Raw genomic sequence first — 23,108 nt, 5'->3', positions numbered from 1 at the left:
GCAGACGGGGCTTTGACGACACGACCTAGAGCACGTCGATGATCCCCACGATCTGCGCCACGATCATCGCCACCACCAGCAACGTCACCACACCCACCAGCACCAGCGTGACCCGCCCCGTCGCCGCCGAGGGCTCCGGCTCCCGGTGCGACAACCCCGACATCCCACCCTCCGCAGGCGGCGTCTCACCGGGCGGCACCCCACCACCAGGCTCCAGACCAGGGGTTCGCTCCGGCTCAGGGTGCGGCGGTCGCTCAGTCATGCCACCCGGGTAACCCGTTTTCCCCCGAACACACCGGGTAGGCCCTCCAACATGGCTGACATCTGCGCGCAACGCCTCATCGGCCGCCTCGCCGAATGGGGCGTGGACACCATCTTCGGCCTGCCCGGCGACGGCGTGAACGGACTCATGGAAGGCCTGCGCCGCCACCGCGACCAGGTCCGCTTCGTCCTCGTCCAGCACGAGGAAGCCGCCGCCTTCATGGCCACCGCACACGCCAAGGCCACCGGCCGCCTCGGCGTCTGCCTGGCCACCTCCGGCCCCGGCGGCATCCACCTGCTCAACGGCCTCTACGACGCCAAACTCGACCACGCCCCCGTGCTCGCCCTCACCGGCGCCCAGGAAACCGGCCTGCTCGGCTCCGGCTACCAGCAAGAGGTCGACCTCACCGCCCTCTTCGCTGATGTCGCCGAGTACAACCTGCTCATCACCAACCCCCAGCAGGTCCCCGGCGTCCTCGACGGCGCCGTGCGCACCGCACTGGCCCGCCGCGGCGTGGCCCACCTCTGCCTGCCCAACGACGTCCAGATCGCCCCGGCCGACGCCGACCCCTACAGCCACGGCGCACCCGGCATCCCACACCACGGCGCACCCATCTTCCCCGAACACCGCCCCATCCCCGCCGAAGCCCAGCTGCACGCCGCGGCCACCCTGCTCAACGAGGGCACCCGCCCCGCCATCCTGGTCGGCGCCGGCGCACTCGGCGCGGGCACCGAGGTCACCCAGGTAGCCGACACCCTCGGCGCACCGGTGCTGAAAACCCTGCCCGGCAAAGCCGTCCTGCCCGACGACTCGCCCTACACCGTCGGCGGCCTCGGCCTGCTCGGCACCACCCCCAGCGCCGAACTCGTCGACGACATCGACACCCTGCTCATGGTCGGCACCAACTTCCCCTACACCCGCCACCTGCCCGACCCGGACAAGGTCCGCACCGCCCAGATCGACACCTTCCCCGAACGCATCGGCGTCCGCCTGCCCGTCACCGCCCCCGTCGTCGGCGACGCCCAGGAGTCACTGCGCCGCCTGATCCCCCTGCTGGACAAGCGAAACCACGACCACCTGAGCAAGTACCAGTCCAAAATGGACAAATGGCGGCAAGACCTGGCCAGCCAGCAGAACCCGGACCGCTCCCCCATCGCACCCCAGTACCTGGCCCACCTGCTGGACACCCTGGCCACCGACGACGCCATCCTCACCTGCGACTCCGGCACCGTCACCACCTGGGCCGCCCGCCACTGGACCATCCGCGGCACCCGCGAGTTCTACCTCTCCGCCACCCTGGCCACCATGGCCTGCGGCCTGCCCTACGCCCTGGCCGTGCAACACGCCCACCCCGGCCGCCAGGTGATCGCCTTCATCGGCGACGGCGGCTTCGCCATGCTCATGGGCGAGTTCCTCACCGCGGTCCGGCTGAACCTGCCGGTCAAGGTCATCATCAACAACAACGGCTCCCTCGGCCAGATCCTCTGGGAGCAGATGGTCCTGGGCTACCCCGAACACGGCGTCCGCTTCGGCGAACCCCGCTCCGACTTCAGCGCCTGGGCCCGCTCCTGCGGCGCCTACGGCGCGAAGATCGACTCACCAGAGGCCCTCCCGGACGCCGTCCGCGCCGCACTGGCCCACCCCGGCCCCGCCCTGCTCGACGTCGACGTCAACCCCGACGAGCCCCCGCTGCCCGGCAAGATCACCTACGAGCAGGCCACCAAGTTCGCCCAGTCCTTCCTCAAGGGCCAGCCCCGCGCCAAGCAGATCGCCACCACCCTGTTCAAGGACCGCATCCAGAAGCTCTGACGACACGGCCTACGGCACCCGGTCCCCTGGCCCCAAGCGCTTCGGCGGCACATAGCCGTCGTGGTCCTTGGGGTCACCGGCCTTCGGACCGGGGTCCATCTGGTCGGGGAACAGCAGCACCTCCGCCGTCCGGGACAGCTCGATGCCCTCCGCCGGCCCCAGCCACAGGTCGGTCGTGGAGTTCGCGTACGCCGAGGAGCACAACAGCACCACCCGCCGCTGGTCCACCGCGCACACCAGCAGCTCCACCGTCGAGGACGGGATGTCACCGGTGAACCGGTAGCTGAGATTGACCGCGGGCCCCTGCTCCGGCACCTGCGGATGCGGCTTGACCGCCCACCCGGTGATCTCCGCGGTGAGCCGGTACACCTGCGCACCGCGCACCACCGTCACCCGCTGCCCCGCCGCCCCCAACGCTGGCGGCTCCGGCGGCCCGAAAAGCCCACAACCGGCGACCACACCCACCGCGACCAGCACACCGGCCAGCCTCGCCCCACTCGCCATGACGCCTCTCCCACGCACACCTCACCCTATCCGGCGACCCCGGTTGACATGCAGCCGCACAGCTGCATATGGTTCAGGCAGCCAACCGGCTGCATGTTCGAGAGGATCCGATGGACGAGGTGTTCAAAGCGCTGGCCGACCCCAGCCGCCGCCGGCTACTGGACAGCCTGAACAACCACAACGGCCAGACCCTTAGGGAACTCTGCGCCGAACTGGACATGGCCCGCCAGTCAGTCAGCAAACACCTGGCCATCCTGGAAGAAGCGCACCTCATCACCACCGCTTGGCGCGGCCGGGAAAAACTGCACTACCTCAACGCCGAACCCATCAACGCCATCGCCGACCGCTGGATAACCCATTTCCACCGGCACCGCGCACAAGCACTGGCCAACCTGAAAACCGCATTGGAGCACACCACCGTGAACCCCTTCGTCTACACCACCTACATCGCAACCACCCCGGAACGCCTGTGGACCGCCCTCACCACCCCCGAGTTCACCAAGCAGTACTGGGGCGCGGAACTGGCATCCGACTGGCAGCCCGGCTCCACCATCACCTGGACCCAGGGCAGCTGGACCCACACCGACCCCGACCAGGTGGTGCTGGAAGCCACCCCGCACACCCGCCTGTCCTACACCTGGCACACCTTCACCCCGGACTTCGGCGCCAGCGTCGGCCTGGACGAGGACCTGGTCGCCAAGCTCGCCGCCGAACCCCGCTCCAAAGCCACCTTCGACATCGAACCCCTCGGCGAGCTGGTCAAGCTGACCGTCACGCACGACGGCTTCGCCCCGGACTCGGTGCTGCGCGGCATGATCAGCGAAGGCTGGATCCCCATCATCGCCAGCCTCAAGACGCTGCTGGAGACCGGCAAGGTCCTGCCGGAGCCTCAGCGGTAGATCCACACGTCACCATTCGCCTCGCCCAGAACTGCCCACTGGCCGCTTGCCAGCCCAGCCCAGCGCGGGCGCGGCACCCCCATCCCCACCTCGTCCATGCGTTTTTGTCGGGTTTGCCTCCACTCAATTACTTTCACTCGTCACTGAAGTCATCGTAGCTACCAAGCAAAAAGTTTGATCGTCGCCAGCGCTGTGCCTACGATGCGCACGCCTCGTCGACGGCAACGGGAATCCGACCTGTTCGGAGCGGTCGCGCCACTGTGAAGCCAGACCCCGTGCCGTCCACACCGCCACCTAGCGGGCCGCGTCAGCCCGGGGAGGTTTCACCGCGTGCGTCGTTCCAGGACCGGCCCCGTCTTACTGGTGCTGGCGCTGTTGACGCTGCTCACGACCGCCTTCTCCACCTCGGTCGGTGCTGAGCAGCTACCCCTCCCTGCCGTGCTCGACGTCCTCGCCGCCCGCCTCACCGGCTCCCCCGGCCCGGACCTCACCTTCGACACCATCGTCTGGCACCTGCGCCTGCCCCGGACCCTGCTCGCCCTGGTGGTCGGCGCGGGGCTGGCCGTCGCGGGCGCGGCGATCCAGACCCTGGTCCGCAACCCGCTCGCCGACCCATACCTGCTCGGCGTCTCCTCCGGCGCGAGCGTCGGCGCGACCGCGGTGATCACCACCGGGCTGTTCGCCGGCGCGGGGATCTGGGCGCTGTCAGCGGGCGCGCTGCTCGGCGCGTTCGGCGCGGCGGCGCTGGTGTTCGCGATCGCGGCGGCCCAGGGCGAGCTGACCCCGTTGCGGCTGGTGCTCACCGGGACGGTGCTGGGCTCGGCGTTCTCCGCGGTGGCCAGCTATCTCGTCTTCCGCAGCGCGGACGCCCGCGCGGCCGAGTCGGTGCTGTTCTGGCTGCTGGGCAGCCTCGCGGGCGCGGACTGGGACCGGCTCGGCCTGCCACTGGCCACCGTGCTGCTGCTGGGCGGCCTGCTGCTCGCGGGCAGCGGCTGGCTGGACGCCCTGGCGATCGGACCGGACACCGCCGCGGCCCTGGGGGTTCCGGTGCGCTTCCTGCGCAACGCGCTCTTCGTCGGGCTGGCGGTGCTGGTCGGGGTGCTGGTGGCCATCTCCGGCGGGATCGGGTTCGTCGGACTGGTGATCCCGCACATCGCCCGGCTGCTGGTCGGCGCGCGGCACCGGGCGATGCTGCCGGTGGCCGCGCTGACCGGGGCGCTGTTCCTGCTCTGCGTGGACATGGCCGCCCGGGTGCTGGTCCGGCCGGTGGAGGTGCCGCTCAGCGTGGTCACCGGACTTGTTGGCGCACCGGTGTTCCTGCTCCTGCTGGGCCGCCGCCGCTACCGCTTCGGCAGCGCCGGATGACCGCGACCCTGCGCGCCACCGGCCTGGACTGCGCGATCGGCGGCCGCACCATCCTGCGCGCGGTCGAGCTCGCCGTCCGGCCCGGCGAGGTGCTCGGCTTCGTCGGCCCCAACGGCAGCGGCAAGTCCACCCTGCTCCGCGTGCTGGCCGGGATCCGCCCACCCGCCGCAGGCGCGGTCCTGCTCGACGACCAGCCGCTGTCCGCGCTCTCCGCACGCCGGCGCGCCCAGCTCATCGCCATGGTGGGCCAGGAAGAAGAGCTCCCGGCTGACCTCCTGGTCGGCGAACTGGTCGCCCTGGGCCTCACCCCGCACCGCGCCCCCTGGTCCGGCGGCGACCGGCGCGAGCTCGACGCCGTCCACAAAGCACTGTCCACAGTGGATCTGGCCGACGCGGTGGACCGCCCGGTGGAACAGCTCTCCGGCGGCGAGCGGCGGCGGGTCCTGCTGGCCAGGGGCATCGCCCAGGACGCGCCGCTACTGGTGCTGGACGAACCCACCAACCACCTCGACATCCGCCACCAGCTCCAGCTGCTCGACCTGGTGCGCGCGCTGGAGCGGACCGTGCTGCTCGCCCTGCACGACCTCAACCTGGCCGCCGACGTCTGCGACCGGGTGGTCGTGCTGCACGACGGTCAGGCCCGCCCCGCCGCGCCACCGGAGCAGGCCCTGACCCCGGAGCTGGTGCGCGAGGTCTTCGGCGTCCGGGCCACCCGGGTCACCCACCCGGACACCGGACGCCCGCACCTGCTGTTCACCCCGACCCTGGAGCGCCCATGAGCCGTCCCCTGCCCCTGCTGATCGGCGCGGTCGCGCTGCTCGCCCTGCCCGCCTGCGGCAGCGGACCGGCCGCGCAGCCCGGCGCGAGCTCGGTCACCGTCACCAACTGCGGCAGCCAGGTCAGCTTCCCGTCCCCGGCCAAGCGGCTGTTCGTCAACGACGGCAACCTGATCGCACTCACCCTGGCCCTGCGCGCGCAGGACCAGATCGCCGCCGTGTCCAGCGTCCAGCGCGACGCGGCCACCCTCAAACGGCACTACGGCGAGGTGGTGGACAAGCTCAACTCGGTCGCCCCGGAGTACCCGTCCCGGGAAACCGTGCTGGCCCAGCGCCCGGACGTGATGGTGGCAGGCTGGAGCTACGGCTACGCCGAGGACAAGCAGCTCACCCCGGCCACCCTGCGCCAGCAGAACGTGGCCGCCTACGTGCTCACCGAGAGCTGCCGCCAGTCCGACGGCAAGGCCGCCCGCGGCGTGGTCGAACCCTGGCAGGCCCTGCGCGAGGACCTGGCCAACCTCGGCAAGATCACCGGCCGCACCACCGAGGCGGACCAGGTCACCGCCGACCTGGACACCCGGCTGAAAACACTGCGCGAGGCCCCCAAACCGGCCACCCCGCCCACGGTGTTCGTGTTCGACTCCGGCACCGACAGCGTCTACTCCAGCGGCCGCTTCGGCGCGCCCGAGGCGATCCTCACCGCCGCCGGGGCGCGCAACGCGCTCTCCGATGTGGACGACACCTGGACCAAGGTCTCCTGGGAACGGGTGGCCGCGGCCAAACCGGATGCCTTCCTGTTCGTGGACTATCCGCCGCAGACCTACGCGGACAAGGTCGCGCTGCTCAAGGCGCGGGCCGGGATCAACGAGCTGCCCGCGGTCAAGGAGAACCGGTTCCTCAACCTGCCCTACGCGCTGTGGACCTCCGGGCCGCTCAACATCGACGCCGCCGAACAGGTCCGCAAGGCGCTGGAGGGCTGGGGGCTGGTCCCGGCCTCGGGCGTCACCCCGAAGTCTGACGACCGGGTCGCGAACTGAGCAGCTCCGCCGCACCGGTGGCACCATGGTCGGCATGAGCTTCCTGAACAAGGCGAAAGAGCTGGCGGCGCAGGCCAAGGAGAAGGCGGCCGAGCTGGCGCAGGGCCCCGCGGGGGACAAGGCGCGCGAGCTGGCCGCCAAGGGTGTCGACGCCGCGGCAGGCGGAATCGACAAGGTCACCGGCGGCAAGTACCACGACAAGATCGAGAACGTCAGCACCAAGGTGGAAGGTTTCCTGGACAAGGACGGCAAGCCGGGCGGTGACGCCAAGCCCTGACTTGGCAGACTGACCGGATGCTGCGGACCGATCACGGGCTCGTCCACTCCCCGACCGACCTGGTCGACCTGATGGAGTGCGGGCACCGCAGCAGGCTCAACCAGGCAGTGGCGCTCGGCCTGCCCGGCGCGCCGGTCCCGGAACGCGGGTCGGCGGCACTGGTGGCCAAGCACGGTCTCGCGCACGAGCAGGCCGTGCTGGAGCGGCTCAAGCAGCGGCACGGGGCCGGGGTGGTCGAGATCGACACCCCGGCCCCGCACCCGGACGCCCTGGCCGCGGCCGCCGAGCGCACCAGGGCCGCACTGGCCGCCGGGGTCCCGGTGGTCTACCAGGGCGTGTTCTACGACGGCGAGTTCTCCGGCCGCGCCGACTTCCTCATCAACACCGAGGGCGGTTACGAGCCGCACGACACCAAGCTGGCCCGGCACGCCCGCCCCGCCGCGGTGCTCCAGCTGACCGCCTACGCCGACGCGCTGACCAGGGCCGGGTTCCCCGCGGGCCCGCTGATGCACCTGCTGCTCGGCGACGGCAGCGCGCACTCCCTGCGCGTGCAGGAGTTCCTGCCGCTGCTGGGGCACCTCCGCGGCCGCCTGCGCGGCCAGCTCACCGCACCGGCCGAGCTGCCTGACCGCCTGTGGGACGACGAACGCCCGGCCTGCGCCACCTGCCGCTTCAGCAAGCACTGCGCCACCGGCCGCTCCACCGCCCGCGACCTGTCCCTGGTGGCCGGCATGCGCACCGACCAGCGCCGCAAGCTGGCCGCCGCCGGACTGACCACCATCGAGGCGCTGGCCGCGGCCACCGAGAACGAGCGCCCGCCCACCCTGTCCGTGGCCACCTTCACCGGCCTGCGCGCCCAGGCCACCCTCCAGGTGCAGCAGGACCTCACCCGCACCCCGGAGGACCCGGTCGGCAAGGTCTCCTACGAGATCCTCGCCCCCGAGGAGCTGGCCGCGCTGCCCCAGCCCAGTCCCGGCGACGTGTTCTTCGACATGGAGGGCGACCCGTTCGCGCTGGACTCCGACGGCCTGGAGTACCTCTTCGGCGCGGTCACCCTCTCCCCCACCGGCGATGAGGAGTTCACCCCGTTCTGGGCGCACAGCCGGGTGCAGGAGAAACGCGCCTTCGAGTCCTTCGTGGACTTCGTCACCGACCGGCTCGCCGAGCACCCGGACCTGCACGTCTACCACTACGCGCCCTATGAGACCAACGCGCTCAAGCGGCTGGCCGCGCTGCACGGCACCCGCGAGGAGGAGGTGGACACGCTGCTGCGCGGCGGGGTGCTGATCGACCTGTACACCGTGGTGCGCAAGGGACTCCGGGTCTCCCAGCGGTCCTACTCGATCAAGTACCTGGAACCGCTGTACATGCCGGAGTCCAGGGCGGGCGAGGTGCAGAACGCGGTCTCCAGCATCGAGGCCTACGAGGACTACCTCACCCTGTCCGAGGTCGGCGACACCGAGCGCGCGTCCGAGGTGCTGCGCGGGATCTCCGACTACAACGAGTACGACTGCGTCTCCACCCACCGGCTCTACCGCTTCCTGCTCGACATCCGCGCTGAGGCAGGGATCGAGCCGATCCCGCCGGTCGATCCTTCCACTTTGGACGCCGCCATCGACTCCGCGGCCGACGAGCTGGCCGCGCAGCGCAGGGCCGAGCGCGCCGCCAAGCTCGCCGCCCTGGTCGACCCGCTGCTGGCGGGCCTGCCGGAGAACCCGGCCGCCTTCACCGCCGAGCACCGCGCCCGCGCGCTGCTGGCCGCCTCGGTCGGTTACCACCGGCGGGAGACCAACCCGGCCTGGTGGGAGTTCTTCCGCCAGGTCACCGCACCACTGACCGACCTGGAGTCGGACAACACCTGCGCGGTGCCGGTGTCAGTGTCCACACAGGACTGGACCGCGCCGTCAGGCCGGGTGCGCAACGCCAAACGCGAGGTCCGGCTCAGCTGCGACCCGGACCGGCCGCACCCCTTCGCCCCCGGCGACACCGTCCGCCTGCTCTACCCCGGCCAGCGGACCAGGGACGCGCTGGTGGTGGAGGCGGGCGCGGATGGCCTCACCGTGCAGGAGAGCGCCAAACCCGCTGAGCTGGAGGGTTTTGACGGCCGTCCGGCGGCGGTGCTGCCCGGCAGTCCGGTGCGGCCCAGCCCCAAGGACGAGGCCGTGGCCGACCTGGCCCGGATCACCGTGGACGCGCTGCCCGTGCTGCCCGCGCACCCCGGCATCGACCTGCTGCGCCGCCGCCCCCGGCTGCGCGGCGGCCGGGACCTGCCCGACCCGCGGGAGTTCGGCGGCGACCTGGTGGCCACCGTGATCGCCGCGGTGGACGCCCTGGACGGCTCCACCCTGGCCGTGCAGGGACCGCCCGGCGCGGGTAAGACCTACCTCGCGGGCAGGCTGATCGCGCACCTGGTGGCCAACGGGTGCGGTGTCGGGGTGACCTCCAACAGCCACAAGGCGGTGGAGAACGTGCTCAGCGCCGCGCACGAGGCCGCGCGGGCGACCGGGGTGCCGCTGCCGATGGCCAAGCGCCCCAAGAAGAACCCGGACCCGGACTGCGTCTGGGAGCAGCCCAAGTCCAACAACGACCTGGCCCGCTGGCGGGAGGAGCAGGGCGGCGGGCACCTGGTCGGTGGCACCGCGTGGACCTTCGCCAACGCCGCGCTGCGCGCCCAGCCCTTCGACGTGCTGATCATCGACGAGGCCGGGCAGTTCGCCCTCGCCGACGCCCTCGCGGTGTCGCTGGCCACGAAGAACCTGGTGCTACTGGGCGATCCGCAGCAGCTGCCCCAGGTCGTGCAGGGCACCCACCCGGCAGGCGCGGACGCCTCCGCGCTGGGCCACCTGATCGGCGCGGCCGACGTGATGCCGCCGGAGCTGGGCTACTTCCTGGACCAGTCCCGCCGCATGCACCCCGCGGTCTGCCGCCCCATCTCCAACCTGTCCTACGCCGGGCTGCTGCACGCCCACCCCACCGCCGCCGGACGCGGGATCGACGGTGTGCCACCGGGATTGTGGCTACGCCAGGTCGACCACCGGCACAACCTGGCCTCCTCGCCGGAGGAAGCCGCGGTCGTCGTCGAGCTGACCCGCGAGCTGATCGGCCGCGCCTGGACCGACGGCGAGCGAAGCAGGCCGCTGGCACAGTCCGACATCCTGGTGGTGGCCCCGTACAACCTCCAGGTCCGGGTGGTGCGCCGCGCGCTGGAACGCGCGGGCTACCCGGAGGTGCGGGTCGGCACGGTGGACAAGTTCCAGGGCCAGGAGGCCCCGGTGGTGCTGGCCACCATGACCAGCTCGGCCGCCAGCGACCTGCCCAGGGGACTGGACTTCCTGCTCTCCCGCAACCGGTTGAACGTGGCGCTCTCCCGCGCGCAGGCGCTGGCCGTGCTGATCTGCTCACCGCGGCTGGTGGAGGCCGACATCCGCAACGTGGAGCACATGCGGCTGCTGGCCGGCATGCTCGGCCTGCTCGCCGAAGCCCGCCCCTGGCCTACCAGGTAACCGGCAGCGACGCGATGCCGCCGCCGAGCTTCACCGCCTCCGGGTCCATGCTCATCGGGATCTCCTCCACCGGCACGGTCAGCGCCAGCCCCGGCATCCGGGTCACCAGCGCGCTGAACACCTCGGCCAGCTGGATCTTGGCCAGTGGCGCGCCGATGCAGTGGCTGATGCCGTGGCTGAAGGCCAGGTGCGGGTTGGGCGCGCGGGTGATGTCGAAGCGTTCCGGGTCGGGGAAGACCAGCTCGTCGTAGTTGGCCGAGTAGTGGTCGCACAGCACCAGGTCGCCGTAGCCGATGGTGACCCCGCCGATGGTGATGTCCTCCGCGGCGTAGCGCGGCATCACCGACTCCTCCACCTGACCCATGCGCAGCACCTCGTCCACCGCGCTGTCGATCAGCCCCGGCTCGCGGGCCAGCAGGTCCCGCTGTTCGGGGTGCGCGGCGAACAGCGCGGTACCCACGCTCTGCACGCCGGGGGTGACCAGGAACGGGAAGCTGATGGTGGCGATCAGCCCGGCGATCTGCTCCACCGGCACCCCGACCGCCGACAGCTCGGTGATCACGTCCTGACCGGGGTTGGCCTGCCGCCACACCACGGCCTCGGCCAGGTAGGCGAACACCTCGCCGACCTTGGCCGGATCGTCCATGCCGGTCAGCATGCTGATGAAGGTCTGCTCGTCCGGCACGCCGTGCAGGTCGCAGAGCACCCCGTGGGACAGCGGCAGCGAGAAGTCGTTGTGCAGGTCCGCCTCCGGGCCCTTGGCCAGCAAGGAATCCAGCAGGCGGTGCACCCGGTCCCGGATGCTCTCCCGCAGCACGGCCATCCGCCGCGCGGCGAACAACGGGGTGAGCGCGGCGCGGAACTCCCGGTGCTGCGCGCGGGCCTCGTCGAAGTCGGTGCCGAGCAGGTTGTAGTCGAACACCGGACTGTCCAGGTAGCGCGCCCGGTTCGCCGGATCGGGGTGCGCGTTCTCCATCCTGCCCTCGACCAGCAACTGCTTGAGCTCGGCGTAGCGGGTCACCAGCCAGGCCTGGTCACCGGTCCTGGTGCGCACCTTGAGCACCGGCGCGCGGGACTGCAAGTCGCGCAGGAGCGGGTCCAGCCTGCCCACCACGGGTCGCTGACAACGCAGCAGCGGTAGTTCCTCGACGTCGGGTGCGGTGCTCACGCGGGCATTCCTCCTGGTTGGCGGACCAGTTCCACTCCGGTGATGCTCACGCTATCGACGGCGGTGCCCGATTTTCCCGAGTGTTGTGCCGGGTTCCCGCCAACCTCCGTTGGTTGCCGACCCCCGTGCGCCCGGCCCTCGGCGGCGGGCCGGGCGCGCGGATGCCGGGTCAGGCCGGGTTGCCGGCGTGGGTGAGGGTCTGCCAGGCGACGAAGAGGATGTTCGTGCCGTGCGGGCGCCGGGACTCCACCAGGCGCTGGGTGTTGGCCATGCTGTGGCCCATCCGGTTGGCCAGCGCGTTGTAGCCGACCTCGGTGACCGGGCCGAGGCCACGCTTGATGCTGCCGCCGCACAGCCAGCCCGGCGCGGGTTCGCCCAGCTCGTACTTGGCGTGGAAGCCCAGCGCGTGCCGCAGCCGGTCCGCGATCTCCGGGTAGAGGTCCTGGCCCTGGTGCCGGGTGGTCTCGGCGAAGTTGGCGATGCTGGCCAGGCCGTAGCCGGTGTGGGTGAAGTCGCGGCAGGTCTCCTGGCTCAGCCCGTCCACGAAGGTGTTCTGGTTGTGCCAGTACCGCACGATCTCCTCGCGGGTGTCGATGCCGCTGCCTGCCGGGCCCTTGGCGTAGGCGCCGTCACTGCTGACGTAGAGGAAGGCGGGCACCCGCTGGCGGAACTTGGTCACCGCGCGGTCGTAGGCCCCGCGGTCCTCCAGGAACACCGCGATGCCGATCGCGGCCTCCATCATGGTGAGCTCCCAGTTGCCGTTACTGGTGGCGGTCCCGTTGATCACCCTGGGCAGGTAGACGTTGCGCAGCATGGTGCTGAACCGGGTGACACCCTCCGCTGACCAGCCGCCGCCGGTGTGCCGGATGATCTCCGCGGCCTTGGCCCAGGACACCCCGGCCCATGCGGTCTGCAGCGGGGCGTTGCTGTTGGTGTGGTCCCTGATGGTGGCCGACCAGGCGTCCATCAGCTGGATCGCCTTGTTCGCATAGCGCTGGTCCCTGGTGAGGTACCAGTTCAGCGCGTTGGTGAAGGCCGCGATGGCGTCCTGGCGCTCATCGGTGCACCCGTTGTTGGGGTTGGAGTACGGACCGCACTCCACCACCGCCCGCGGTTTCGGGTTGCGGGACAACGAGGCCAGGCCGTGGGCGTTCATCTGGTCATAGGCTGCCTTCCAGGGTTGCGCGCCCGCCTGCACCTTGCCGCGCACGAAGTCCAGCTGTCCCCGGCTCACGTACACCCCGGGGTGGGTGAAAGTGGGCGGGGCCGCGGCGGGGGTGGCTGCCGGTGCGGGGGCCGGATCGGCGGAAGTGGGCGAAGCGCCTGCGAACAGGGCGGTGGCGGCGGCGAGCGCGGTGAGGACGATCCCGCGTCGATGCAGGGTTGTCATCGGTCTCCTCAGGGATGGGTACCCGGTTGCGCGTCGCGGCGTGAAGCGCGGTGAACGCAAACGATGGTGTGGTCCAGACCACCTGAGGTCAATACGCCGGTATTCGCAAACACCTGAAAAGAGGCATCCCCCGGTTCACAAGCATGAATTTTCACGCTTGTGAACCGGGGGATGATCCGTCAGTTCAGTGGAACGGAATTGTCAGCACCGACTGCTGGCCCTGACTCGCGGAAGCGTTGACCCGCAACGAGGTTGACCCGGTGCCGATCGCGCTCCACACCTCCAGCCGGACACAGCCATTGCGCAGTTCGGCAAATGACCCGGAACTGGAATGCAGCGCGCCCGCGGTGTAGTTCTCCCACCCGGTCACCGGATCGGTGGCGAAATAGCGGTAGGTCTCCACCCGGCCATAACTCCCGGAGCCGGTGAAGTCGTAGGAGACCCGCGCCTGCACCGCGTTGGCCACGCTGGCGCCGGAGTCGACGTAGAGGCTGAAGCCGGTCTGCCGGGCCGGATCGTGCGTGCCGGAGAGGCCGCAGGCGGTGTAGGTCTGCGGGTTGCGCGGTGCGCCGTCGTTGTTGCCGCCGCCGGCCCCGGCGATGGTGTCGCTGCGCGCGCCGGTGGACTCCGCGGCCGACAGCGCGCCGGGGTTGTTGACGAAGAACCGGTTGGCCTTGATCGGCGGCGGCCCGGTGGTCGTCGTGGTGGTGGTCGGGCTGGTGCTGCTGGAGGTGGGCTGGCCGCCGGAGCCGTTGCCGCCGCTCCAGGTGATCGCGCCGGTGGTCGCGGTCTTGCCCGCGCCGACGGTGAGCGTGGTGCCGTTGGAGAAGGTCACCGTGATCGGCTGATTGCCGATGTTGGCCGCCACGTAGGTCTTCGCGCCGTTGCGGGTGAAGACCGCGTGCAGCGGGTGGTTCGCGGTGACCGAGCGGTCGACCTGGCCGAGCGAGCTGAGGTTGCGCAGCCACTGGAAGGTGCGGGCCTTGCTCTCGCCCTCCTCCACGGTGTAGCTGCCCGCGCGGAACTCGGCCAGCGCGGTGTCTGGTGTGGACAGTGCCTGGAAGGACCAGATGATGTCCCGCCACACCGTCGGCGGGCCGCCGTTGTTGGTCACCAGCTCGCGCAGGTTGCGGTCGATGTAGGCCGGATCATGGCCCAGGTACAGGGATCCGCCGGTGATCGGCAGCATGTTGATGCCCTGGATCATCTCCGGCTCGGCGCTGAACCAGGTGGAGTACGCGCCGCCGTCGCCCCACACCATGCCCACCGTGGAGTGCTGGAAGGCGCTGGGGAAGTTGGTGTCCCGGTTGTCGAACCAGTACTCCTTGATCGCCTCGCCCTGGGTGGTGTACATGAACAGCCCGGCATCGCGCGCCGCGGTGTCCCCGGTGGCCAGGCCCCACTGGATCACCGCGTTGGCGAAGTTCATGCCCTCGGAGCTGGACTCCTGGTTGTTCCCGGCGAAGAACGCGCCGTGCCCGGCCGCCCAGTCGTGCCCGGCGTAGATGTCGAAGTCGCGCAGGAACGGGAACATGGCGTCGTTGCGGTTGAACCCGTTGGCGTCCCGGATGAGCAGGTTGACCATGCCGCCGTACTGGCTGGGCGAGGCCCAGGCCGGGTCGAACTTGGCCAGGGTGGCCGCGGCGGCGATGTAGTAGCCGTAGTGGAAGTGGTGGTCGTTGAGGTCGGTGTCGGAGCCGAAGGAGGCCGGGAAGCCGACCAGCGAACCCCAGTTGCGGTTGTAGTAGAAGACCCGCTCGCTCTTGCCGTTGGGCGCGGTGAACCAGTCGGTCAGCCGGGTGCGGACCGCACCGATCAGCTTGTCCCGCACCGCCAGGTTGCCCACCTGGTCGGCGATCTCGATCATCCGCGCCGCCCGGCCGAGCGCCTTGCCGGTCCAGTAGGTGTCGTTGTTGAACCCGGCGAACGGGTCACCGCCGCCCGCCTCGTTGAGGTAGCCGTTCAGCGTGGCCAGGTCGCCGCCGGTCATGCCGACCTGGGGCAGTTCGGGCAGCACACCGTGGTAGCGGATCGCGGTGGTGAACGCCGATGCGCCGACCAAGGTCTTCAGCTGACCCCGTGGTGAGACGTAGGTCTGCGCGATCGGCGTCGAGCCGCTGAGGTTGTGCCACTGGTGCGGGTACAGCGCGACCACCGCGCCGCTCTGGCCGCCCTCCATGGCCTGGGTGGTCAGCCGGTAGGTGGCCCGCACCGTGCTGGCCGCCTGGTCGTAGGCCCATTCGACCCTGGTGCCGGTGACGTGGGCGTGCGCGTGGCGGCCGTAGGAGCTCAGCAGCGCCTGCCGGTCCGCGGCACTGCTGGCCGGAGTCGTCGGCAGCACCGCCACGGAGAAGAATCCCTTGCCCGCCAACGAGGACGTGATCGCGTTGCCGCCGACGTGCCAGCTCGATCCGCTCGGCGCGTAGGCCACGTAGTCGTGTCCGTCCACGCTGAACCCGATGGTCGCCCCGCTGTTCGACCACACGGTCGGCGCGGCTCCGAAGCCCAGCCGCGCGTCCCCGCCGGTGACCTTGGCGTAGACGAAGGGCAGGCCGTGCCCGATGGTGGTGCGCAGGGTGCGCGCGCCGTCGCTGAAGTAGGGGCTGACCGTCCAGTCGGTCCAGCCGTCCACCTTGACATCCGGGGAGTTCAGGCCGGTCACGCCGAGGGTGAAGTCGGTGGAGTACGGGTAGTGGTACTCGCCGACGCCGGTGGCCGTGCCGCTGACGGTGACGTTGGTGGCGTAGTCGACGCCGAGGCCGTTCGCGCTGGTGTTGAAGGAGAACGGGTGCGCCATCAGGTTGTCGGAGTAGGCGCAGTCGTTCCGCTTGAAGATCAGCGAGGACCACCAGTCGTTGGTCGGCACCGCGCCGGTGGGGGCGTTGCCGGTGACGTACTGGCGCGGGTTGCGCGGGATCTCGCCGCAGGCGGTGGGCAGCTTGGCCCCGGCGGGCAACGTCGTGGTGTAGCTGCCCGCGCCGATGGGTTCGGCGCTGGCCTGACCGGAGCCGACCGTGACGGCCAGCGGGACTAACACACCGAGCGTGAGGACCGCAGTGGCCGCGGCCAGCCCACGACTGAGCAGGCTCATCTTTCCTCCGAGCAGGGGTGGAGGGCTGGGATGGGGGTGGCCTAGCTTGAAACCGGTTTCAACAGGGTTTCGGGAATGTAACATCCGTCACAGGGGCGGTCAACGTTCCGGCGATCGGGAAGGGTGGGCCGGTGGCGGGCAGGAAGGCGACGATCACGGACATCGCGGCGCGGGCCGGGGTGTCCAAGGCGACCGTGTCCAGGGTGCTGACCGGCAACGCGGTGGTCGCCCCGGACAAGCGGGACGCCGTGCTGACCGCGATGGCCGAGCTGAGCTACCGCCCGAACCTGATGGCCAAGGGCCTGGCCTGGGGCCGCACCTTCACCGTCGGTGTGCTCACCCCCGACCTGGCCAGCCCGCTCTACGGCCTGATCATGGCCGGGGTGGAGGCCGAGCTGCACGGACTGGGCTACCAGGCCCTCTTCGCCAGCGGCGCCTTCCACACCGAGACCGAGCGCCGCGCGCTGGAACACCTGGTGCAGCGCCAGGCCGACGCGCTGATCGTGCTCGGCGGCCGCCTGCCCGGCGCGGATCTGCTGGCCGTCACCGGCGACCTCCCGCTGGTCACCGTGCTGCGCGCCGGCCCGGGCAAGCTGGCCATCACCCTGGACAACCACTACGGTGCCCGTCTGGCCACCGAACACCTGATCTCGTTGGGGCACAAGGAGATCGCGCACATCACCGGCGAGTCCGGCCAGCCCGACACCGAGGAACGCCTGCACGGCTACCGGGACACCATGACCGCCGCCGGTCTCACCCCGCGCACCATCCCCGGCGGCTACCACGAGGACGACGGCCGCCGGGCCACCCATCGGTTGCTGGACAACGGGATCCGGTGCACCGCCCTGGTCGCGGCCAACGACCAGGTGGCCATGGGCGCCCGGCTGGCGCTGTCCGAACGCGGGCTGCGGGTGCCGGAAGACGTGTCCCTGGTGGGCTTCGACGACCTGCCCAGCGTGCGCTACGCGGTGCCGCCGCTGACCACGATCCGCCAGCCCGCCAGGGAGATGGGGCAGGCGGCGGCGCGCGCGGTGCTGGGCCTGCTGGACGGCGCGGAGGTCCAGCCGCCCGGCTTCACCGCCGAGCTCGTGGTGCGCGCCTCCACCGCACCGCCGGGACGCGACGGCTACTGACCGCCGAACTTGCGCAGCCGCATGCTGTTGGACACCACGAACGCCGAGGACAGCGCCATCGCGGCCCCGGCGATCAGCGGGTTGAGCAGCCCGAGCGCGGCCACCGGCAGCGCGGCCACGTTGTAGCCGAAGGCCCACCACAGGTTGCCGCGGATGGTGTTCAAGGTCGCGCGGGCCAGCCTGATCGCGTCCGGCACCGCGATCAGGTTGTCCCGCACCAGGATCAGGTCGGCGGCGTGCAGGGCCACGTCCGCGCCGGTGCCCATGGCCATGGCCAGGTCGGCCGCGGCCAGCGCGGGGCCGTCGTTGACACCGTCGCCGACCATGGCCACCCGGCGGCCCTGCGCCTGCAACGCGCGCACCACCTCCACCTTGCCCTGCGGCAGCACCCCGGCGTGCACCTCCTCGATGCCCACCGCCTCGGCCACCGCGCGGGCGGTGCTCTCGTTGTCGCCGGTGAGCAGCACCGGAGTCAGGCCCAGTGCGCGCAGGGCGCGGACCGCGGCGGGTGCGGACTCCTTCACCGTGTCCAGCACCGCGAGCAGTCCCCGCGCCGCGCCGTCCCAACCGGCCACCACCACGGTGCGGCCCAGCTTTTCCCATTCCGCGCACCGCTCGCGCAATTCCGCGTCCACGCGCCAGCCGCGTTCGGTGAACAGCAGCGGCCGGCCGATGAGGATTTCCACCCCGTCCACCCGGCCGGTGGCGCCGAGGCCGGGCAAGGCGGCGAAATCAGTGACCTCGGGCAGGGCGCCGAGCTCGGCGCGGGCCGCGGTGGTGATCGCGGCGGCGATGGCGTGCTCGGAGGCGGCCTCCACCGCACCGGCGTAGCGCAGCAGCTCGGCCCGCTCGCCGGTGGAATGCGTCTCGGCCAGCGACATCCGGCCGGTGGTGACGGTGCCGGTCTTGTCCAGCAGCACGGTGTCCACCGCCCTGGTCTGCTCCAGCGCCTGGGCCCCGCGCAGCAGGATGCCCAGCTGCGCGCCGCGGCCGGTGGCCACCAGCAGCGCGGTCGGCGTGGCCAGGCCCAGCGCGCACGGGCAGGCGATGATCAGCACGGCCAGCGCGGCCCCGAACGCGGACTCCGCGGAAGAGCCCGCGAGCAGCCAGGCCGCCAGGGTGAGCGCGGCCAGCACCAGCACCACCGGCACGAACACCCCGGCCACCCGGTCGGCCAGCCGCTGTGCGCCGGACTTGCCTGCCTGGGCCTGTTCCACCAGCGCGGTCATCCTGGCCAGCTGGGTGTCCGCGCCGACGCCGGTGGCGCGCACCACGAGCCTGCCGCTGTGCGAGATGGTGCCGCCGATGACCTGCGCGCCGGTCTGCACCTCCACCGGCACCGACTCGCCGGTGACCATGCTCAGGTCCACCACCGAGCGCCCGGACTCCACCACGCCGTCGGTGGCGATCTTCTCCCCCGGCGGCACCGCGAACAGGTCCCCGACCACCAGCTGCCCGACCGGGACCCGGACCTCTTTCCCCTTGCGCAGCAACAGAACATCCTTCGCCGCGAGCAGGGAAAGCGAGCGCAGCGCGTCCCCGGCCATCCGGCGGGCGCGGGCCTCGAAGTAGCGACCGGCGATCAGGAAGGTGGTCACCCCGGCGGCGACCTCCAGGTAGATGCCGCCGGTGACCGTGGTGCTGAACATCGCGTAGGTCGACCAGCCGAAGGCGCTGAGCACCCCCAGCGAGACCAGTGTGTCCATCGAGGCCGCGCCGTGCCGGGCGTTGCGCAGCGCGGCCCGGTGGAAGGGCAGCGCCGCCCACAGCACCACCGGGGCCGCGAGCGCGAGGCAGACCCACTGCCAGCCGGGGAACCGCAGCCACGGCACCCAGGCCATGGCCAGTGCGAGGTCGGCGAGCGGGAAGGTGAGCAGCACCGACACGACCAGCCTGCGCCACAGCGCGCGCACCGGGTCCGGTCCGTCGGATGCCGTCGTCTGGCGGACCTCGTGCGCGGTGTAACCGGCGGCGGCGACCGCCTGGACCAGGCGGGTGACATCGATGGTGGAAGGGAAGGACACCGAGGCACGCTCGGTGGCGTAGTTGACCACGGCGTGCACGCCGTCGATCTTGTTGAGCTTGCGTTCGATCCGGGCCGCGCAGGCCGCACAGGTCATGCCGGACAGGGCCAGCTCGACCGTGCTCAGTCGCTCCGGGGTCTCGGTCGCGCCGGTCGCGACACTCTGCTGCACTGCACACTCCAGGGGACGCCGCCGTCTGCTGTGGACGCTGGCCGGCCCCGCGAGACGGTGCGCGAACGCACCGCAGCGGAGCCGACCACGCCAGTCAGGTCGGTCATCTGGTCCACCCGGTTCCCCCCTGTGACCTGAGCCACCCTAGAATGCGCTAGTCGCACCGCTTCCAGGAGAAGTGGTAGGTGGTGCGAATGCTGCCATCCGTGGAGTCCATCGTCATAAAGCTGGTCGTGGTCGACGGATTCGAGGATCCCGCCTGCACGCGCAGCTCGGTGTTGACGTTCAGGTTCCTGGTCTCGCCGCAGGGGGCGTAGACCAAGTTGGGCCCTTCGGAGGTGTCGGTCGCCTGCCAGCTGTCGGCGTAGGGGCCGTTGAACCAATGGCTCCGCGACTCGGTGGCCGACATTCCCTGGAAGTAGTAGTTCGCTCGCTGGAGTCCGCGCGCCCCCGCTTGGAGATTCGCGTAACCCCGGTAATCCGCTTTCTGGATCGCGTAGCTGAAGCCGTGCGGGTAGTGGATGCGCAGGGCGAGCTGACAGTTCTTTCGAACATCGGTCGGTTTCGCGCCCACCCCGACCTGAGCGAGATAGTCGCTGTAGGTCACGGTAAACGCGGTCTTGTCGTGCGCGACGGCCACGGCGGACGTGCCGGGCGGGCAACCCGATCCGTTCGCCGTGATCACCTCGACTGTCACCCTGTCCGGCGGGGCTGATTCGGCCGCCGGAACCGGAGAGGCAAGCAGGGAAAAAGCCATTCCAGCCGCGGCCAGCATGGTAATCATGGAATCCCTTCCCAATCGTCTCAATTTATCGACGACGGCGACCCACGATATCGTAAACGGGAGTATTCAACAGCGGCCGTATGGGGCAACCGCGAAAATAGTGCGATCGACTGAGATCACATTTGGGGATCCCATGTGCCCATGAACCCATCAGCCGCGAATGGTTTCAGGACTCATTGTATGCGACTGCATTCTCTGCTGCCAAGGAAAACTTGGCTACACGCGCCGCCAACTGTCCGACTCCAGCGCGGTGCCCGCCTGCGCGCCCATCAGCAGCAGTCCGCCGTCGACTGCGAACGAGGCCCCGGTGACGTAACCGGCGGCCGGGGTGGCCAGGAACGCGATCACCGAGGCGACCTCGGCGGCGTGGCCGGTCCGCCCCAGCGGCACTCCCGGCCTGCGCTGTTCGGTCGGGTCGGCGTCCTCTTGACCGGTCATCGCGGTGGAGATCTCCCCCGGGGCCACCGAGTTGACCGTGATGTGGTGCTCGGCCAGTTCCAGCGCGAAGGTCTTGGCCAGCATGCCGAGCCCGGCCTTGGCCGCGCAGTAGGGGGCCGCGCCGACCCTGGGCTGGTGCTCGTGCACGCTGGTCACCATGATCACCCGGCCGCCGCGGCCGGCCTCGATCATGTGCCGGGCGGCCCGCTGGGCGCACAGGAAAGCGCCGTCCAGGTCCACCGAGAGCACGTGCCGCCAAGTGGCGAAGTCCATCTCCAGCGCGGGTTCGGCGGTGCCGGTGCCCGCGCAGTTGACCAGCACGTCGATGCCGCCGAGCTCCTCGGCCAGCTCGTCGATGGCGTCCACGGAGGCGGGCAGGTCGCCGAGGTCCAGCCGCCGGATCACCGCCCGCGCGCCGCGTTCGACGACCTCGCGGGCGGTGTCCTGGGCGCCCTGTTCGTCCTGGTGGTAGGTGATGCCGATGTCCAGGCCACCGCCGGCCAGCGCGACCGCGGTGGCGCGGCCGATGCCGGAGTCGGAGCCGGTGATCACGGCGGTGCGGGGTCGCCCGGCCGCGGCGGGCAGCGGGGCGACGGGATGTGGTTCCGTCATGTGCCCCGGCTACCCGCTCAGCTCCGGCTCATGCCCCCAGCTGTTTCGCGGCCTCGGCCAGCAACTCGCGCTGCTGGAAACGGTCGGCCGGGAACGGCATCGCCACCACCCGCTCCGCACCCGCCTCGGCGAAGGCGGCCAGCTGTTCGGCTGCCTGCGCCGGGGATCCGGTCACCAGCGCCTTGCGGGCTTGCTCCTCACCCATGCCGTAGTCGGCCAGCCCGCGCACCCGATCGTCCACAATGGACTGTTCGAGTGGCCCGAGCCCGACGCTGACGCCCACGGTCACCGGGGCTTCGATGCCGAGCTCGCGCAGCTGCCGGATGCCGTCGGCGACCACCGAGGGCGGCACGAACGCCGGGTACCAGCCCGCGCCGAGCCGCTGGATCCGCCGCCAGGCCACCGGTCCGGAACCCCCGATCAGCAGCGGTGGCACGGTGGCCGGTGGGGACAGCCGGACCACCTCGCCGTCGATGGCCGCCTCCCGGCCCGCCACCAGGTCGGGCAGCACGGCCAGCACCGCGTCGGTGCGTTTGCCGCGTTCGCGGTAGGGCACGCCGACCGCGCGCCAGGCCGCGTCGCCGTGCGGGTCGCCGCCGCTGCCGATGCCGACGATCAGCCGGTCGCCGGAGAGGTGTTGCAGGGTGGCGATCTGCTTGGCCGCCCAGGCCGCGCCGCGCAGGGCGGGGATCATGACGCCGAAGCCGAGCTTGATGCGGCTGGTGCCGGCGGCCACGGTGGCCTGGACCAGGGTGCTGTCCAGGTAGGGCAGGGCGGGGATGAGGTGGTCGCCGGTCCACACCGACTCCAGGCCCAGGCCCTCGGCGTGCCGGGCGTGCTCGGCCGCGGTGGCCGAGGGGTCGACCCCGAAGGAGGGCAGTTGAACGCCGATCTTCACCGGACCTCCAGCAGGGTCTTGCCGATGGTGCCGCGACTGGCGATGGCCGCGTGCGCGGCAGCCGCCCCGGCCAGCGGGAAGCGCTGTCCGATCACCGGTCGCAGCCGCCCGGCCGCGGCCTCGGCGAGCACGTGGCGGGTGGCTTCGCGGACCAGTTCGGGGTTGGGGCGCAAGGACACCAGCGTGACGCCACGTTCGGCGGCGGTCTCCTCCGGGATGCCGGTCCACTCGCCGCTGGCCAGCCCGTAGCTGATCATCCGGCCGCCGGGGCCGAGCAGCTCGAAAGCGGCCCGGCCGATCTCGCCGCCCACCCCGTCGAAGACCACGTCCACCCGGCCCGCCCGCTCGGTCCAGCCAGGTTCGGTGTAGTCCACCACCTCGGCCGCGCCCAGCGAGGCGGCCAGCTCGGTCTTGCGCGCACCGCCCGCGGCCGCGACCACGGTGGCCCCGGCCGCGGTGGCCAGCTGCACCAGCAGCGAGCCGACCCCACCGGCGGCGGCCTCGACCAGCACCCGCTCTCCCGGTTCGACCGCGACCGCGCCGAGCAGCATGGCCGCGGTGCGCCCGTCGGCCAGCAGCGCGACCGCCGCGTCCAAGGGCAGCCCCTCCGGCACCCGGTGCAGGGTCTCGGCCGAGGCGACCGCGAGCTCGGCGTACCCGCCGGTCCCGCTCAGGCTGCTGATCACCTTGGCCCCTGCCAGCTCTGGGTCGACGCCGGGGCCGGTGGCCAGCACCGTGCCGCCGACGCCGTTGCCCGGGATGACTGGCAGTTCCACCCGGAACGGGCTCTGGCCGCCCGCCCGGAACTGGGTCTCCACGAAGGTGATGTTGGCGTAGGCCACCTCGATCAGCACCTGTCCCTCGCCGGGCACCGGATCAGGGGCCTCGCCGAGGGCGAGCACCTCCGGCCCGCCGAACTCCCGCAACCACACCGCACGCATGTCCTTGTCCCCTCAGTAGGTCTTGC

18 protein-coding genes are annotated in these 23,108 nt (G+C 71.2%); 8 read left to right on the top strand and 10 right to left on the bottom strand.

Annotated features, from left to right (window positions below):
- Positions 1-25 precede the first annotated feature (25 nt).
- A complete protein-coding gene (locus M8C13_RS34325; RefSeq protein WP_252484943.1) occupies positions 26-262 on the bottom strand; it encodes a DUF6480 family protein in 237 nt (78 codons plus the stop codon).
- A gap of 51 nt (positions 263-313) precedes the next feature.
- On the opposite strand from M8C13_RS34325, the gene M8C13_RS34320 reads away from it, so the two are divergent.
- Positions 314-2,071 (top strand): thiamine pyrophosphate-dependent enzyme, encoded by a 1,758-nt coding sequence (locus tag M8C13_RS34320; RefSeq protein WP_252484942.1) that lies wholly within the window; start codon positions 314-316, stop codon positions 2,069-2,071.
- A 9-nt stretch (positions 2,072-2,080) separates the two neighbouring features.
- Here M8C13_RS34320 and M8C13_RS34315 read toward each other — a convergent pair whose 3' ends face one another.
- Positions 2,081-2,575 (bottom strand): hypothetical protein, encoded by a 495-nt coding sequence (locus M8C13_RS34315; protein ID WP_252484941.1) that lies wholly within the window; start codon positions 2,573-2,575, stop codon positions 2,081-2,083.
- 110 nt (positions 2,576-2,685) lie between these two features.
- Between M8C13_RS34315 and M8C13_RS34310 the strand changes: the two genes are divergently transcribed.
- The 6 genes from M8C13_RS34310 (at position 2,686) to M8C13_RS34285 (ending at position 10,432) form a co-directional block, all read left to right on the top strand.
- On the top strand, positions 2,686-3,474 hold the full coding sequence (locus tag M8C13_RS34310; protein WP_252484940.1) for a metalloregulator ArsR/SmtB family transcription factor: 789 nt from the start codon (positions 2,686-2,688) through the stop codon (positions 3,472-3,474).
- 330 nt (positions 3,475-3,804) lie between these two features.
- Complete coding sequence (locus M8C13_RS34305; RefSeq protein ID WP_252484939.1) at positions 3,805-4,839, top strand: iron ABC transporter permease; 1,035 nt, start codon at positions 3,805-3,807, stop codon at positions 4,837-4,839.
- Positions 4,836-5,618, top strand: coding sequence for an ABC transporter ATP-binding protein (locus M8C13_RS34300; RefSeq protein WP_252484938.1), 783 nt, complete (start codon positions 4,836-4,838; stop codon positions 5,616-5,618). Before M8C13_RS34305 ends, M8C13_RS34300 begins: the two co-directional genes overlap by 4 nt.
- Entirely contained in the window at positions 5,615-6,652 is a 1,038-nt protein-coding gene (locus M8C13_RS34295) for an ABC transporter substrate-binding protein (protein WP_252484937.1), read from the top strand. The genes M8C13_RS34300 and M8C13_RS34295 overlap by 4 nt, the downstream gene beginning before the upstream one ends.
- 34 nt (positions 6,653-6,686) lie before the next feature.
- The gene (locus M8C13_RS34290) at positions 6,687-6,929 is read left to right on the top strand and encodes an Rv0909 family putative TA system antitoxin (protein ID WP_252484936.1); all 243 of its coding nucleotides are present in this window, start codon (positions 6,687-6,689) and stop codon (positions 6,927-6,929) included.
- 17 nt (positions 6,930-6,946) lie between these two features.
- Positions 6,947-10,432: a TM0106 family RecB-like putative nuclease gene (locus M8C13_RS34285; protein ID WP_252484935.1), complete on the top strand. Its 3,486-nt coding sequence runs from the start codon at positions 6,947-6,949 to the stop codon at positions 10,430-10,432.
- Here M8C13_RS34285 and M8C13_RS45620 read toward each other — a convergent pair.
- The 3 genes from M8C13_RS45620 to M8C13_RS34270 form a co-directional block, all read right to left on the bottom strand.
- Positions 10,422-11,600: a cytochrome P450 gene (locus tag M8C13_RS45620; RefSeq protein ID WP_252484934.1), complete on the bottom strand. Its 1,179-nt coding sequence runs from the start codon at positions 11,598-11,600 to the stop codon at positions 10,422-10,424. The genes M8C13_RS34285 and M8C13_RS45620 overlap by 11 nt on opposite strands.
- A gap of 169 nt (positions 11,601-11,769) precedes the next feature.
- Positions 11,770-12,990 carry an alginate lyase family protein gene (locus M8C13_RS34275; RefSeq protein ID WP_252484933.1) on the bottom strand — a complete coding sequence of 407 codons (1,221 nt, stop codon included), beginning with the start codon at positions 12,988-12,990 and terminating at the stop codon, positions 11,770-11,772.
- Between the two features lie 184 nt (positions 12,991-13,174).
- Positions 13,175-16,081, bottom strand: a complete 2,907-nt coding sequence (locus M8C13_RS34270; protein ID WP_252484932.1) for a glycosyl hydrolase — start codon at positions 16,079-16,081, stop codon at positions 13,175-13,177.
- 131 nt (positions 16,082-16,212) lie between these two features.
- On the opposite strand from M8C13_RS34270, the gene M8C13_RS34265 reads away from it, so the two are divergent.
- Positions 16,213-17,214, top strand: a complete 1,002-nt coding sequence (locus M8C13_RS34265; protein WP_252484931.1) for a LacI family DNA-binding transcriptional regulator — start codon at positions 16,213-16,215, stop codon at positions 17,212-17,214.
- Here the strand turns inward: M8C13_RS34265 and M8C13_RS34260 are convergent.
- The 5 genes from M8C13_RS34260 to M8C13_RS34240 form a co-directional block, all read right to left on the bottom strand.
- Entirely contained in the window at positions 17,208-19,334 is a 2,127-nt protein-coding gene (locus M8C13_RS34260) for a cation-translocating P-type ATPase (RefSeq protein WP_252484946.1), read from the bottom strand. The two genes, M8C13_RS34265 and M8C13_RS34260, sit on opposite strands and share 7 nt — an antisense overlap.
- Positions 19,335-19,563: 229 nt before the next feature.
- The gene (locus M8C13_RS34255; protein ID WP_374213248.1) at positions 19,564-20,193 is read right to left on the bottom strand and encodes a DUF4360 domain-containing protein; all 630 of its coding nucleotides are present in this window, start codon (positions 20,191-20,193) and stop codon (positions 19,564-19,566) included.
- Positions 20,194-20,409: 216 nt separating this feature from the next.
- Positions 20,410-21,243 carry an SDR family oxidoreductase gene (locus M8C13_RS34250; RefSeq protein ID WP_252484930.1) on the bottom strand — a complete coding sequence of 278 codons (834 nt, stop codon included), beginning with the start codon at positions 21,241-21,243 and terminating at the stop codon, positions 20,410-20,412.
- A 28-nt stretch (positions 21,244-21,271) separates the two neighbouring features.
- The gene (locus tag M8C13_RS34245) at positions 21,272-22,141 is read right to left on the bottom strand and encodes an LLM class flavin-dependent oxidoreductase (protein WP_252484929.1); all 870 of its coding nucleotides are present in this window, start codon (positions 22,139-22,141) and stop codon (positions 21,272-21,274) included.
- Complete coding sequence (locus M8C13_RS34240; RefSeq protein ID WP_252484928.1) at positions 22,138-23,082, bottom strand: zinc-binding dehydrogenase; 945 nt, start codon at positions 23,080-23,082, stop codon at positions 22,138-22,140. Before M8C13_RS34240 ends, M8C13_RS34245 begins: the two co-directional genes overlap by 4 nt.
- Between the last annotated feature and the right edge of the window lie 26 nt (positions 23,083-23,108).

This window comes from Crossiella sp. SN42 (assembly GCF_023897065.1).
In the GTDB taxonomy this organism is placed as follows: Bacteria; Actinomycetota; Actinomycetes; order Mycobacteriales; family Pseudonocardiaceae; genus Crossiella.
This window is presented reverse-complemented; position numbering and strand designations above follow the sequence as displayed.

Bases quoted from the DNA above. Each gene is read 5' to 3' on its own strand.
- M8C13_RS34325 (WP_252484943.1), bottom strand. From the start codon at position 262: ATGACTGAGCGACCGCCGCACCCTGAGCCGGAGCGAACCCCTGGTCTG.
- M8C13_RS34320 (WP_252484942.1), top strand. From the start codon at position 314: ATGGCTGACATCTGCGCGCAACGCCTCATCGGCCGCCTCGCCGAATGG.
- M8C13_RS34315 (WP_252484941.1), bottom strand. From the start codon at position 2,575: ATGGCGAGTGGGGCGAGGCTGGCCGGTGTGCTGGTCGCGGTGGGTGTG.
- M8C13_RS34310 (WP_252484940.1), top strand. From the start codon at position 2,686: ATGGACGAGGTGTTCAAAGCGCTGGCCGACCCCAGCCGCCGCCGGCTA.
- M8C13_RS34300 (WP_252484938.1), top strand. From the start codon at position 4,836: ATGACCGCGACCCTGCGCGCCACCGGCCTGGACTGCGCGATCGGCGGC.
- M8C13_RS34295 (WP_252484937.1), top strand. From the start codon at position 5,615: ATGAGCCGTCCCCTGCCCCTGCTGATCGGCGCGGTCGCGCTGCTCGCC.
- M8C13_RS34290 (WP_252484936.1), top strand. From the start codon at position 6,687: ATGAGCTTCCTGAACAAGGCGAAAGAGCTGGCGGCGCAGGCCAAGGAG.
- M8C13_RS34285 (WP_252484935.1), top strand. From the start codon at position 6,947: ATGCTGCGGACCGATCACGGGCTCGTCCACTCCCCGACCGACCTGGTC.
- M8C13_RS34275 (WP_252484933.1), bottom strand. From the start codon at position 12,990: ATGACAACCCTGCATCGACGCGGGATCGTCCTCACCGCGCTCGCCGCC.
- M8C13_RS34270 (WP_252484932.1), bottom strand. From the start codon at position 16,081: ATGAGCCTGCTCAGTCGTGGGCTGGCCGCGGCCACTGCGGTCCTCACG.
- M8C13_RS34260 (WP_252484946.1), bottom strand. From the start codon at position 19,334: ATGACCTGTGCGGCCTGCGCGGCCCGGATCGAACGCAAGCTCAACAAG.
- M8C13_RS34255 (WP_374213248.1), bottom strand. From the start codon at position 20,193: ATGATTACCATGCTGGCCGCGGCTGGAATGGCTTTTTCCCTGCTTGCC.
- M8C13_RS34250 (WP_252484930.1), bottom strand. From the start codon at position 21,243: ATGACGGAACCACATCCCGTCGCCCCGCTGCCCGCCGCGGCCGGGCGA.
- M8C13_RS34240 (WP_252484928.1), bottom strand. From the start codon at position 23,082: ATGCGTGCGGTGTGGTTGCGGGAGTTCGGCGGGCCGGAGGTGCTCGCC.